This is a genomic window from Actinomadura viridis, from assembly GCF_015751755.1.
GTDB classification, from domain to species: Bacteria; Actinomycetota; Actinomycetes; order Streptosporangiales; family Streptosporangiaceae; genus Spirillospora; species Spirillospora viridis.
This window is the reverse complement of the sequence record NZ_JADOUA010000001.1, coordinates 7,552,361-7,565,532: the sequence shown is the minus strand read 5'-3', so window position 1 is coordinate 7,565,532 and position 13,172 is coordinate 7,552,361. Positions and strand designations below refer to the sequence as shown.

The window sequence follows — 13,172 nt, the reverse complement described above, 5'->3', positions numbered from 1 at the left end:
GGACGGGGTCCGCACGATGGGGCCATGCCATTCGAAGACTCCTCGCCGGCGCTGGAAGCCGAGGGCCTGACCAAACGGTACGGCCGCCGCCCGGCGCTGACCGACTGCCGCCTGAACGTTCCGCGGGGCCGGATCGTCGGCCTGGTCGGCCCCAACGGAGCCGGCAAGTCGACGCTCCTCCAGCTGGCCTGCGGGCTGGTCCCGCCGACCTCGGGCACGCTGCGGGTGCTCGGCTCCGCCCCGGCGGCGAACGCCGCCCACCTGGCCAGGGTGGGCTTCGTCGCCCAGGACACCCCGGTGTACGGGTCGCTGACCGTCGCCGACCACCTGCGGATGGGCGCCCGGCTCAACCCGTCCTGGGACGCGGGGCTGGCGCGGCGGCGGATCGAGCAGGTCGGCCTGAACCCCGGGCAGAAGGCGGGCCGCCTCTCCGGCGGGCAGCGCGCCCAGCTCGCCCTGGCCGTCGCCGCCGCCAAGCGCCCCGAGCTGCTGATCCTGGACGAGCCGGCCGCCGCGCTCGACCCGCTGGCGCGCAGCTCGTTCCTGCGGAACCTGATGGAGTTCGTCACCGAGCTCGGCGCGAGCGCGGTGCTGTCCTCCCACCTGCTCGCCGATGTCGAACGGGTCTGCGACCACCTGGTCGTGCTGGGCGGCTCCCGCGTCCAGGTGGCCGGGGACGTCCGGGACCTGCTGGCCGCCCACCACCGGCTGGTCGCGCCCCGCGGCGCGTTCGACCGGCTGCCCGCGGGGGTCGAGGTCGTCCACAGCGAGCCCGGCGACGCGCACCTCAGCGCGGTCGTCCGCGCGGACGGCCCGCTCCGGGACGGCCCGTGGACCGTCGCGGGCGTCACGCTCGAAGAGCTGGTCCTGGCCTACCTGACCCGCGCGGCGGGGGTGCCGGCGGCCCACGCCGGAACGAGCGGCATGGGGGCGCTGCGATGATCTGGCTGACCTGGCGGCAGTTCCGCGTCCAGGCGATCGTGACCGGGGCCGCCCTGCTCGTCCTGGCGATCTACCTGGTCCTCCTGGGCCTGGATGTGCGGGACTCCTACGACGATGCCCTCGCCCGGTGCGGCGGCGGAACGGGCGGCGGCGGAACGGGCGGCGGCGGGACGGGCGGCGGCTGCGCGGCGCTGACCGAGTTCCAGGACGAGTTCCGGCTGCGGCTGCGCCTCCTCGGCGCCCTGCTGCTGGTCGCCCCCGGGCTCCTCGGGATGTTCTGGGGCGCGCCGCTGGTCGCCCGGGAGTACGAGGCGGGCACGCACCGGCTGGTGTGGAGCCAGAGCGTGACCCGGCGCCGGTGGCTGGCGGTCAAGCTGCTGGTCGTGGGCCTGGCCGCGATGGCCGCGACCGGGCTGGCCGGCCTCCTGCTGACCTGGGCGGCGGCCCCGTTCGACCTGGTGGCGGGCGACCGGTTCGACGCGACGCAGTTCGGCGCCCGCCATGTCGCGCCCATCGCGTACACGGCCTTCGCCTTCACGCTCGGCGCGGCCCTCGGCCTGCTCCTGCGCCGCACCGTCCCTGCCATGGCCCTCACCCTGCTGGTCTTCACCGTCGTCCAGGTCGCGGGGCCGAACCTGGTCCGCCCGCACCTGGTCGCGCCGGTCGAGACCACGCGGCCGATGACCACCGAGGCGATCAAGAGCCTGCGGCTCCTGGGGCGAGACGCCACCATCGGCGGGCTGCGGATCCCGGACGCGTGGGTCGTGTCCACCAGCCGGTTGCTGACCCGGGACGGCCGGCCCCTCGACACCCCCCGGTACGAGAAGTGCCTCACCGGCGCGATGGGAGACGCCGCCGTGTGCCTGGACGCGCTCGACCTGCACGTCGAGGTGGCCTACCAGCCCGGCGACCGCTACCGGACCTTCCAGTGGCTGGAGTCGGCGATCTTCCTGGCCCTGTCCGCGCTGCTGGCGGGCGCCGCCCTGTGGCGGCTCCGCCGGCGCCCCTGACGGGCCCGCGTCAGTGGAAGCCGCTGGGGTCCGCGCTCGCCGCCCGCCACAGCGCCAGCAGCGGAGCCGGCCAGTAGCGGCCGGGAAGGATCATGGTGCTGTCGGTCTCGGGGTGGATGATCAGCGGGAAGGTCCCGGCGGCCAGGTGGTGTCCGGGCAGGTGGCGCCGCGCGACCAGCACCGTCGTGGCGAACACCCGCAGGCTGCCCACCACGGGACGGGGCACCGGGGCCCGGGACGGGCGGGCCGCCGGGTCGGCCAGCAGCCCGGCGAACTCGCGCAGAACGGGATCACCGGGGTCGGCGCGCCGCAGCGCGAACAGCCGCGCGGCGATCTCCTGAAGGTCGTCGGGCATCTCGTCGAACGCGGGATCGGGGCTGTAGACCACCAGCGCGGGCCGGTCGCCCCGGCCGCGCCGGAACAGCGCGGCGTCCGCCTGGACGACGCAGGCCCACACGATGCGGCCGTGCGCGACCAGCATCTCCTGGCGGGCCAGTACGTCGTGCAGGGCGTCGCCGTCGGCCAGCCGGAGCCACAGCGGCGGGCGGAGGCGGAGCAGGCGGGTGTCGCGGCGGTCGAACGTGCGCGGCGGGGGGCCGAACCGCGCCCGGCAGAGTTCGATGATCTCCCGCCCGATCCGCGTCATGATCCGGACGATAGTCGCGTACATCAACGAATCGGTCACCGACCCCACCGAAAGTGATCATCGCAGCAGCCGCGCCAGCTCGATCCGGGAGCGCAGTCCGAGCCGGGCGAAGATGTTGCGCAGGTGCCCGTCCACGGTCCGCGGGCTGATCACCAGCCGGGCCGCGATCTCCCGGTTGGTCGCCCCCTCCGCGACCAGCCGGGCGATGTGCGCCTGCTGGGCAGTCAGCCCCTCCAGCGGATCGGGCCCCCGCTCCCGTTCCGGGCGGTCCAGGGTCTCCCCCGCGGCGCGCAGTTCCGCGCGGGCGCGGGCGGCCCACCGCTCGGCCCCGGCCCGCTGGAAGATCTGCGCCGCGTTGCGCAGGTGCGCCCGCGCGTCGCGGGGCCGCCGGCCGCGCCGCAGCCGCGAGCCGTACAGCAGCGCCGTACGGGCCAGCTCGAAAGGCGAGCCGCCGTCCTCGTGCAGCCGCAGCGCCTCCTCGAAGTGCTCGCCCGCCGCCGCGCCGTCGCCCGCCAGGAGCGCCCGGCAGCGCGCGGCCAGCGCCGCCCGGCCCGGCCCGCGCCCCTCGGCCGCCCAGCGTTCGAACGCCGCGAACGCGCGCAGCGCGCGCTCGTGCCGGTCCGCCCGTACCGCCGCCTCGACCAGGTGCGGGACCGCCAGCGGCCCGAGCACCGGATGGCCCGGCCCCGCCCCGCCCGGATGCCGGAGCCGGGCGGCGGCGTCGGCCGGGCGGTCGTCGGCCAGATCCAGGCAGGCCCGCGCCCAGGTGTCCAGGGACCCGGCGCGGACCGGACCGCTCCCGCCGCCCTCCCCGGCCGGCCCGTCCAGGTGGGCGAGCGCGGCGTCCCGGTCCCCGCGGAACGCGGCCAGCAGCGCCAGCACGGCGCGGTTCTCGGCCACCTGGTCGCGCCGCCCGGCGGCCCCGGCCAGCCGCAGGCCCTCCCGCGCGGTCGCCTCGGCGGCCGGGTACAGGCCGAGCAGGATCTCGCAGTGCGCCAGCCGGGTCAGCGCGTGCGGCTCGGCGGCCTCACCGGGCCGGCGGCCGGTGCGGGCGGCCGCCCGCGCGGCCAGGTCGCGGGCCCGCCGGTCCTCCCCCAGCGCGAGCGCGGCGGCGACCGCCGCGGCCCCCAGATCGGCGTCGTCGGCCGCGTCCGCCGCCGCGAGGACCCGCCGCAGCCGCCCCGACGCCTCCTCGCGCCGCCCCAGGGCCGCCGCCCGCGTCCCCGCGAAGTAGTCGTGGATCGCCTCCACCTCGCCGGCGGGCCCGGACGGTCCCGGAGACCCCGCGGACGGGGCGCGTACGGCGATCTCGATCGCGCGCCGCGCGATGGCCTCGTGGCAGTGCGGGTCGCCGGCGGCGTCCGCCGCGGCCGAGGCCCGCAGCAGTGCCCGCAGTGCCAGCGGCGGATCGGCCTCCGCCAGCCGGTCGGCGGCGTCCCGCAGGATCCACAGCGCCATCACCGGCATGCCGTCGCCCATCTCGATCTCGCCCTGGAGCAGGTCGGCCCGGCCGGAACGGACCGGATCGCCGGTGTGCGGGCGGGCCCGGCGCAGCAGTGCCCGGGCCTGCCGCGCCCGTCCCGCGTCCCAGGACGAGCGCGCGGCGGCCAGGTACCGGTCGGCCCGTACGCCGGGCGCGGTGGCGAGGGTGGCGGCGCGCCGCCAGAAGCGCGCGGCGTCGGCGTGCCGCCCCGCGTCCCCCAGGGACCGGGCCGCGTCCGCGAGCCGGGCGGCGAGCGCGTCGTCGGGTTCCGTGGCCAGGGCGGCGCGCTGCCAGTCGCGGCGCGCGGTCTCGCAGTCGCCGTCCAGGATCCCGGCCAGCAGCGCGTGCACCGCCCGCCGCTCCGCCGGCGCCGCGTCGGCGTACACGCTCGAACGGACCACCGGGCCCGGCACGCCGACCCGGTCGCCGTCCACCCGGATCAGCCCGGAGGCGCGGGCCCACTCCAGCTCCCGCAGGTCGATGCGGGCGGCTCCGGCGGCACGGGTCAGCGCGGCCAGGTCCAGCCGGTCGTCGGCGGCGGCCATCAGCACGAGCCGCCGGGCGCCGTCGGTGAGGCGCAGGTAGCGCCGCCGGTAGTGGGAGCGCAGCACGCCGCCCTCGGGCAGCGCCCGCGGCGGCGGCGCCGTCCCCGCGAGCTGGCCGGGGGTGAGCGCGGCGGCGAGCTCGACCAGCGCGAGCGGGTTGCCGCCGGCCAGCGCGGCCACCTCGGCGGCGGTCTCCTCGTCCAGCGGCCCCGGCACCAGGCCCTCCAGGACCCGCAGGCCCGCGGCCTCGTCCAGCGGGTCGAGCACCAGGTACGGGAGGTCGCCCAGGCAGTCCCCCACCGGCGAGCCGGGATGGCCGGAACGGGCGGCGAAGAGGAACGCGACCGGGACGTCCTCGGCGCGGCGCGCGGCGAACGCCAGCGCCTCCAGCGAGACCCGGTCCAGCCGGTGGGCGTCGTCGACCCGGCACAGCACCGGCCCGTCGGCGGCGGCCTCGGCCAGCAGCGCGCGCACCGCCGCGTACAGGGCGAACGGTGGTGTCGCGGGACCGGCACCGCCGTCCGCGACCGGGGCGAGCGCGTCGGCGTGGCCGCGCGGCAGCCGCGCGATCGCGTCCGAGAGCGGGCGCAGCAGCCGGTGCAGCCCCGCGTACGGGACGGCGCATTCCTGCCGGACGCCGCGCGCCCGCAGCACGCGGAAGCCAGCGGAACCGGCGGGTCCGGCGGCGGCCTCCAGGAGGGTGCTCTTTCCCAGGCCGGGCCCGCCCAGGATGGTCAGGGCACCGCCGCGGGCGGCGCGGGCGCGGGCGAGCAGCGCACCGATGGTCTCCAGTTCGCGGTCGCGGCCGTACGGCGCGGCCGGATGAGCGCCAGGGTGAGCGGCTGGGTGAGCGCCAGGGTGAGCGGCGGGGTAGGGGCCGGGGGCGGGTGCCGGGCCGCCCCCGGGCGATTCGCTGGGGCGTCCTTTCCGGGTGGCGGGGCGGGGGGTCGGGCCGGGCAGGTGGGTCGGGGCGGTTACCACGTCACACTCTCCGTTCGTGCCGTTCGCGTGCCGTTCGTGCCGGCCGGCGCGCGAACCCGCCGGCCGCCCCCGCGGAAGGCCGCCGCCGGGGCACCGCCGCGCCGGGAGCAGGCGCGGCGGGACCCCGGGGAGACGGCGGCCGGCCCCCGCTCCGCGCCGGTCAGTTCCCGGCGGAAGCGCTGTAGCCCTTGGCCAGCTCGGACTCCTTGGCCTCCTCCACCAGCTTCACACCACCGAGCGACGCCTTGTCGGGCTTGACGACATAGCTGGCCCGCGCCGCCGGGCGGTCCCACTGGGTGAAGTCCATCGGCGCGCCCCCAAGGCCGGTCTCGAACGCGGCGTTCGCGCGGTGCGCGCCGACGATCCCGTCCCGGGTCAGGTCCTGGTTCGCGCACGCCTTCTTCAGCGCCTCACCGACGATGGCCGCGGTGGTGTAGCCCGAGTAGACCGAGGCGTCCAGGGGCTCACCCTTGTAGGCCGCCTGGTACTCGCCCGCGAGCTTCTTCAGTCCCTGTCCGCCCGAGCTGAAAGGCGGTCCCGCGGTGACCACGTAGTAGTCCTTCTGCAGGATCGGGCCGACGGGCGTGGCCAGCAACTGCTGGGCGTAGGCGGAGTTGCTCGCCGCGAACGGCACGTTCAGGCCGGTCGCCGCGGCCACGCCGACCAGCGAGGCGGCCTGCTTCGGGCTGACGCTGACCAGGATCGCCTTGACCCCGGCCTTCCGGAACGCCCCCGCCTGCGCGGTCATGTCCGCGTCGGTGGCCTTGACCTGCTGCTCGACCAGGGTCAGCCCGGCCTTCCCCGCCGCGTACCTGGCCCCGGCCAGCGCGCTCTGCCCGTAGTCGCCCTCCAGGTAGAGGTGCCCGATCTTGGCGCCCTCCCTGATCCCCTTCGCCCGGAGGAGGTAGTCGACGCCGTTGATGATGTCCAGGTCGTAGGTGGTGCCGGTGAGCTGGATGTACTTGCTCCCGAGCAGGGTGTGCGACCAGGCCTGGGGCAGCGTGAGCAGGTGGTCGTTCTCCACCCGCTGCCGCAGCGCGATGGTGATGGGCGACCCGATCACCTGCGGCAGCGCCGCCGAGCGCGGGCCGACCTCGCTGTAGGCCGCCAGCGCCTTCTGCACGTCGTAGCCGTGGTCGCGGACGACCAGCTCGACCTTGCGCCCGCAGACGCCGCCGGCGGCGTTGAGCTGGTCGTAGTAGAGCTTCTGAGCCTGCGTCACGCCCTTGCCGAGCGCGGCGTACGGCCCGGTCAGGTCGGTCAGCGCGGCCACGGTGATCGTGTCCTTGGTGACCCCGGGCCCCGCCTTCACGTCGCCGGAGCCGCCGCCCCCGGCGGCCTTGCCGCTGCAGCCCGCGGCGGCGGCCGCGACGGTCAGGGACAGGGCCGCGGCGGCGACGGCGGACCGCCGTCGGTGCGTCGGATGCTTCATGCCGGTTGCTCCTCGGTCTCGGGACTGGTGTGAGGCGGGGCCTGGTTGCGCCCGCCGGGGCCGTTCCGCGGCGGGGCGGCGCGGCGCCGGCGGGCCCGGGCGGCCAGGCCGAGCAGGCCGCCGGGCAGGAAGAGCAGGACGGCGACGAACACCGCGCCGTAGATCAGCCGGGCCGCCTCGGCGGGCGACGGCCCCGAGCCCGAGCCGGGCTCGGCCACCAGCGGGATCGCGTCGCCGTACCGGGTGAGCAGCGAGGGCAGGACGGACACGAACACCGCGCCCAGCACCGCACCGCCGACCGAGCCGAGCCCGCCGATGACGATCATGGCGAGGTAGTCCAGCGCCAGCGCCAGCCCGAAGTAGTCGGGCACGGTGCGCTGGAAGACCAGAGCCAGCAGCACCCCCGCCAGCCCCGCGTACATGGACGAGAGGACGAAGGCGGCGGCCCGGTACCGGCCGACCGGCACGCCCAGCGCCCCGGCGGCGATCTCGTTGTCGCGCACCGTGTTCAGCGCGCGGCCTGGCCGGGAGCGCAGGACGCCGCGGGCGAACCAGGCCGACAGCAGCAGCACGGCCAGGCCGAGGTACCAGAGCCGTTCCAGCCCGCCGAACGGGACGCCCAGGACCAGCGCGGGCTGCGGGACGTCGGTGAAGCGCAGCCCGAACAGCTCCAGCGGCGGCACCGCGCGCCCGTTGACGCCGCCGGTCACCGGCTCCGCCCGGAACAGGACGTGCTGGCCGATGAAGACCAGGGCGAGCGTGGCCACCCCGAGCGAGGCGCCCTTGAGCCGCCCGGCCAGCGGCGCGCACGCCCCGCCGGCCAGCCCGGCCAGGCCCACCGCCGCCACCGCGGCGAGCCAGGTGGGCAGCCCGAGCCCGCTCAGCTCGTGCCCGGCCGCCGTCTCCGGCTCGGCCGCCAGCCACACGTAGGAGTACGCGCCGACGGCGAGGAAGAAGGCGTGCCCGATCGACAGCTGGCCCGCCGCGCCGGTGAGCACGTTCAGGCCGATCGCCCCGACGGCGGCGGACATCGCGAACAGCCCGGCCTGGAGCCAGAACGACCCGGCGTAGAACGGCAGGACGAGCAGGACCGCCAGGCCCGCCGCCAGGGCCAGGGCCCGGGGGCCGCGCCACGAGGGGCGGCGTGCGGGGTTCGGGAGCCGCGCGGGGTTCGAGGGCTCAGACACGGGCGGCCTCCCGGGTCCCGAACAGGCCCGCCGGCCGGGCCAGCAGCACCGCCGTCATGAGGAGGTACGGGGCGACCTCGGCGAAGCCGCCGCCCAGCAGCGGCACGTCGTTCTGGTAGCCGACGACCGCGGCCTCGGTGATGCCGATCAGCAGCCCGCCGACCAGGGCGCCGGTGGTGGAGTCGACCCCGCCGATCACCGCCGCGGGCAGTGCCTTGAGCGCCGCGAACGACGTCGTGCGGTCCAGGCCCGGGGTCGGGAACACGCACAGGAACAGCGCGGCCAGCGCGGCGAACGCCCCGGCCACCGCCCACGCCCCCGCCGAGACCCGGCCGAGCCGGACGCCCATCAGCGCCGCGGTCTCCCGCCGCTCGGCCGTGGCCCGCATGGCGATGCCCCACGAGGTGTACTTGAACGCCAGCAGGAACGCCGTGATCGCGAGAACGGCGACGGCGATCGCCGCCAGCCGGGTCTGCGCGATCGTGACGTCCCCGAGCCTGACCACCCGGTCGCCCCACGGGTCGCCCAGCGGCAGCACCCGGGTGCCGATCCGCCGGGTCAGCTCGACGGTGACGATGATGTCGACGCCGATGGTGACGATGCTGAGCGTGGAGTGCCCGCCGGCCGCGTTCGCCTTCAGGCGGCGCAGCACCAGCACCTCCACCAGCGCGGCCAGGGCCGCCGTGGTGGCGACGCCGGCGAGCACCGCGGCCGGGAAGCCGATGTCGTCGTGCAGTTCGGCGATGACGTACCCGCCGGTCAGCAGCAGCGAGGGATGGGCGAAGTTGATGACCTCGGTGGCCTTGTAGATGATCACGAAGCCGAGCGCGATGAGCGCGTAGACCGCCCCGCTGGACAGTCCGTTGACCAGTACCTCGGCGAACCCGCTCACGAGCCCGGTCTCCCTTCGCCCTCGCCCCGCGGCGGGTCCGCGGGTGCCTGCGCGGCCGTCCGTTCGGCCGTCCGTGCGACCGCCTGTGCCGCCCCGGAGGTACCGAGGTAGGCGCGGATCACCTCGGGGTCGCGCTGGATCGCGGCGGGCGGGCCGCTCGCGATGCGCTTGCCGAAGTCGAGGACGGTGACCTCGTCGGCCAGCCGCGCCACCATGTCCATGTCGTGCTCGACCAGCAGGATCGACAGGCCCAGCCCGGCCCGTACCCGGCGCAGCGTCGCGGCCATCGCGCGCCGCTCGGCCCCGTTCATCCCGGCGACGGGCTCGTCCAGCAGCAGGATCCGCGGCTCCAGGCACAGCGCGCGGGCCAGCTCCACCCGCTTCTGCACGCCGTACGGGAGCGCGCCCGCCGGGGTGTCCAGGTGCTCGTCGACGCCGACGAACTCGGCGATCTCCCGGACCCGGGCCCGGTGCCGCCGCTCCTCGCGGCGGCCGGCGGGCAGCCGCAGCCCGGCCGACAGGAAGCCGGTACGGGTGAGCCGGTGCCGGCCGAGCATCAGGTTGGCGGCGGTGCTGAGCCGTCCCGACAGCGCGATGTTCTGGAACGTCCGGGCCACGCCGAGGGCGGCGATGCGGTGCGGGGCGAGGGAGGTCAGCTCGGCGTCCCCGAACCGCACGCTCCCGGCGGTCGCCCGGTACACCCCCGACAGCACGTTGAAGCACGTCGACTTGCCCGCGCCGTTGGGGCCGATCAGCGCGTGCAGGCTGCCGGGCGCGACGGTGAAGCCCACCTCGTCCAGGGCGGTCAGCCCGGCGAACCGCACCGTCAGCCCGTCCACGACCAGTTCGGGCACGACCGGCTCCGGCACGACCGGCTCCGGCGCGTCGTCGCCGGTCACCTCGGCGGCGGGCGGCGGGACGGGGGTCATCCGGTCCACCGGCCGAGCGTGCGCGCGGGTCCGGCCGCGACCGGCTCCTCCTCGGCGGCCCCGGTGGAGACGCCGAGGTAGCGGTCCCTGACCTCGGGCGAGGAGGCCAGCTCGGGCGCCGGTCCCTCCAGCGCCACCGCGCCGACCTCCAGCACGTAGGCGTGGGAGGCCAGTTCCAGGGCCAGCGCCGCGTTCTGCTCGATGAGCAGCACCGCGATGCCCTCGCCGTTGATCGCGCGGATCGTCGCGGCGATCCGGTCGATCATGATCGGGGCCAGGCCCAGCGACGGCTCGTCCAGCAGCAGCAGGCGGGGCCCGGCCATCAGCGCGCGGCCGATCGCGAGCATCTGCTGCTCGCCGCCCGACAGCAGCCCGGCGCGCTGCCGCTCCCGTTCGGCCAGCACCGGGAAGAGCCGCAGCACCCGGTCGCGGGCCGCCGCGACGGCTCGGCGGTCGCGGGCGCCGAGCGCGCCGGCGCGCAGGTTCTCGCCGACGGTCATCCGGGCGAAGATCTCCCGGCCCTCGGGGACCTGCACCACGCCCTGGCCGACGATCCGGTCCGGCCGGCGCCCGCGCAGCGAGGTCCCCGCCGCGGCGATCCGGCCGGCGCGCACCGTCCCGCCGTGGAACGGCAGCACACCGGAGACGGCCCGCAGCAGGGTCGTCTTCCCGGCGCCGTTGCCGCCCAGCACGGCGGCGAACCCGCCCTCGGGGACCCGGAGGGAGACCTCGCGGAGAGCCCGGACCGGGCCGTAGTCGACCGACAGATCGTTCACGGTCAGTGCAGGTGGACTCATGCGCGGGTCCTCCCGCGCCGGTGTCGCCGGACGCGCACTCTGCCTCCCTGGGGCTCGGACGAGGAGTCGGGGAGGCAAGGATCGGCGCGCACCCGAAGGCCGGTCTAGAGCGTCGTTCTAATTGAGGGAGGCGACGCAACGGGCGGGTCCCGCGATTGTGAGCGGTCACAATCCGCCCCTCGGGGGACCCCGGTGTCTGGTCACATCCGGCGGCCCGATGGCACCATGGCGCCACCCCTGGGGTGGAGGTGCCCGTGTCGATCAGGACGACGTCCGGTGACCGCGGCGGGAGCGCGATCATGCGCAAGGCGGTCCAGCGGCTGTCCGGCCGGCTGCCCGATCTCGCCGACCGGCTGGTCGCCGAGATCCTGCGCGGCGAGGAGTGGGACCGCCCGGCCGGTCTGCGCGACGACCTCTGGCAGATGTGCCACATCGGCCTCGGCCACGGGATGGAGGCGATCCTCGACCCCGGCGGCGGCCGGACCGACCTGGAATGGGCCGAACGCCTCGGCCGGCGCCGGGCCGAGCAGGGCCAGCCGCTGGACCGCCTGCTGCGCTCGTACCGGCTGGCAGGGAAGATCTTCTGGGAGGCCGTCGTGGAGACGGTCGGCCAGGAGGAGCCCGCGCACGTGCCCACCCTGATCCGGCACGCCACCCGGACCTGGTCGGCGATCGACGAGCAGTCCAGCACCGCCGCCGCGGCCTACCACCGCACCGAGTACGACCTGCTGCGCCGCAGCGAGGAGCGGACGCGCGCGGTGGTGGACGCCCTCCTGGAGGGGCAGGGCGTGGACGGCGGGCTGCTCGCCACCGCCGGTGAGGTGCTCGGCCTGCCGGAGCAGGGCCGGTACGCCGTCGTCGTCCTCGGCCAGGCCGATCCGCCCGGCTCGCCTGGCTCACCCGGCTCACCAGACCCGTCCGGCCCGTCCGGCCCGTCCGGCCGTCCCGGCGGCGCGGATCGGCCCGGCGCCGCGGGACCGGTCGAGGCAGGCGGGATGCGGTTCATCTGGCGGATGCGGGCCGACACCCAGGTCGCCCTGGTCGCGCTCGGCACCGCCGGGCTCGACGAGCTGATCGAGACGCTCCGCCCGCAGGCGCGCGCCCACGCCGGGGTCAGCCCGGTCGTGTGCACGCTGGCCGAGCTGGGCACCGCCCGCTGGCTGGCCGAGCTGGCGCTGCGCACCTGCTGGTCCGCCGAGCCCGAGATCGCCCTGCTCGACCGGCGGCTGCCCGGCGCGCTGGTGGTCTCCCAGCCCCGGCTGGCCGGACGGCTCGGCCGTACGGTCCTGGGCCCGCTCTACGAGCTGGACCCGGCCTACCGGGACGTCCTGCTCGCCACCCTCACCACCTGGTTGCAGTGCGACGGCTCGGCGTCCCGCGCGGCGGCCCGGCTGTACTGCCACCACAACACCGTGCTCAACCGGCTGCGGCGGATCGAGCGGCTCACCGGGCGGCTGCTGTCCCGGCCGAACGACCTGGCCGAGGTGGTGCTCGCGCTGAGCGCCGTCCGGCTGCTGGAGCCCGCGCCGGGCCTCCCACCCGACGCCTGAGCCGTCCGCGCGTCAGCCGCCCGCGCGTCAGGCGCCCGCCCGCGCGTCGAGCCAGGCCAGGGCCCCCTGGACGTCGGGAACGGTGGGGGCGTCCGGGGCGGGCGGCCGGTCGATCATCACGACGGGTACGGCGAGGCGGCGCGCCGCGACGAGCTTGGCCGCCGTCATCGCGCCACCGCTGTCCTTGGTGACCAGCACGTCCACGGCGTGCTCGCGCATCAGCGCCGCCTCGCCGTCCACGGTGAACGGCCCCCGGCCCAGCACCACGTGGGTGCGCGGCGGCAGCGGCGGCTCCGGAGGGTCGACCGAGCGCACCAGGTAACGGCGGTGGGCGTCGCCCGCGAACGCCGCCAGGCCACCGCGCCCGATGGTGAGGAAGACGCGCTCCCCGGGCAGGTCCGCCGCCGCCTCCGCCACCGAGGGCACCCGCCGCCAGTCGTCGCCGGGCCCCTCCGTCCAGCCCGGGCGGCGGAGCACCAGCAGCGGGACGCCCGCGTCCCCGGCCGCGGCGGCGGCCGAGGCGGTGACGGCGGACGCGAACGGGTGGGTGGCGTCGACCACCGCCCCGATCCGTTCGGCGGCCAGCCAGGCGGCCAGCGCCGCCGCGCCCCCGAACCCGCCGATCCGCGTCCGGCCCGGCGGCAGCGCCGGATCGGCGACCCGGCCGGCCAGCGAGCTGACCACGTCGAACCCGGGCCGGGCGGCGAGCAGCCCGGCCAGCCGCCGCGCCTCCCCGGTCCCGCCGAGCAGCAGTACGCGCACGGGGTGCATGGTAGGT

Annotated in this window: 11 protein-coding genes; 3 read left to right on the top strand and 8 right to left on the bottom strand. The window is 76.9% G+C overall.

Going from position 1 to position 13,172, the window contains the following annotated elements; all coding sequences use genetic code 11:
* Positions 1–24 precede the first annotated feature (24 nt).
* Both IW256_RS34335 and IW256_RS34330 read left to right on the top strand, forming a co-directional pair.
* Complete coding sequence (locus IW256_RS34335; RefSeq protein WP_197014891.1) at positions 25–942, top strand: ABC transporter ATP-binding protein; 918 nt, start codon at positions 25–27, stop codon at positions 940–942.
* On the top strand, positions 939–1,952 hold the full coding sequence (locus tag IW256_RS34330; protein ID WP_197014890.1) for an ABC transporter permease subunit: 1,014 nt from the start codon (positions 939–941) through the stop codon (positions 1,950–1,952). The genes IW256_RS34335 and IW256_RS34330 overlap by 4 nt, the downstream gene beginning before the upstream one ends.
* A 10-nt stretch (positions 1,953–1,962) precedes the next feature.
* Here IW256_RS34330 and IW256_RS34325 read toward each other — a convergent pair whose 3' ends face one another.
* From IW256_RS34325 to IW256_RS34295, 7 genes are all read right to left on the bottom strand, one after another.
* Entirely contained in the window at positions 1,963–2,598 is a 636-nt protein-coding gene (locus IW256_RS34325) for a hypothetical protein (protein ID WP_197014889.1), read from the bottom strand.
* A gap of 57 nt (positions 2,599–2,655) precedes the next feature.
* The gene (locus IW256_RS34320) at positions 2,656–5,607 is read right to left on the bottom strand and encodes a helix-turn-helix transcriptional regulator (protein WP_197014888.1); all 2,952 of its coding nucleotides are present in this window, start codon (positions 5,605–5,607) and stop codon (positions 2,656–2,658) included.
* Positions 5,608–5,767: 160 nt separating this feature from the next.
* Complete coding sequence (locus tag IW256_RS34315; protein ID WP_197014887.1) at positions 5,768–7,039, bottom strand: ABC transporter substrate-binding protein; 1,272 nt, start codon at positions 7,037–7,039, stop codon at positions 5,768–5,770.
* A complete protein-coding gene (locus IW256_RS34310; protein ID WP_307829285.1) occupies positions 7,036–8,226 on the bottom strand; it encodes a branched-chain amino acid ABC transporter permease in 1,191 nt (396 codons plus the stop codon). Before IW256_RS34310 ends, IW256_RS34315 begins: the two co-directional genes overlap by 4 nt.
* Positions 8,219–9,118, bottom strand: a complete 900-nt coding sequence (locus tag IW256_RS34305; RefSeq protein WP_197014886.1) for a branched-chain amino acid ABC transporter permease — start codon at positions 9,116–9,118, stop codon at positions 8,219–8,221. The genes IW256_RS34310 and IW256_RS34305 overlap by 8 nt, the downstream gene beginning before the upstream one ends.
* Positions 9,115–9,972, bottom strand: a complete 858-nt coding sequence (locus IW256_RS34300) for an ABC transporter ATP-binding protein (RefSeq protein WP_197016728.1) — start codon at positions 9,970–9,972, stop codon at positions 9,115–9,117. The genes IW256_RS34305 and IW256_RS34300 overlap by 4 nt, the downstream gene beginning before the upstream one ends.
* A 71-nt stretch (positions 9,973–10,043) precedes the next feature.
* Positions 10,044–10,844, bottom strand: coding sequence for an ABC transporter ATP-binding protein (locus IW256_RS34295; protein ID WP_197014885.1), 801 nt, complete (start codon positions 10,842–10,844; stop codon positions 10,044–10,046).
* Between the two features lie 254 nt (positions 10,845–11,098).
* On the opposite strand from IW256_RS34295, the gene IW256_RS42495 reads away from it, so the two are divergent.
* Positions 11,099–12,394: a PucR family transcriptional regulator gene (locus tag IW256_RS42495; protein WP_197014884.1), complete on the top strand. Its 1,296-nt coding sequence runs from the start codon at positions 11,099–11,101 to the stop codon at positions 12,392–12,394.
* A 27-nt stretch (positions 12,395–12,421) separates the two neighbouring features.
* Here IW256_RS42495 and IW256_RS34285 read toward each other — a convergent pair whose 3' ends face one another.
* Positions 12,422–13,156: a cobalt-precorrin-6A reductase gene (locus tag IW256_RS34285; protein WP_197014883.1), complete on the bottom strand. Its 735-nt coding sequence runs from the start codon at positions 13,154–13,156 to the stop codon at positions 12,422–12,424.
* Positions 13,157–13,172 lie beyond the last annotated feature (16 nt).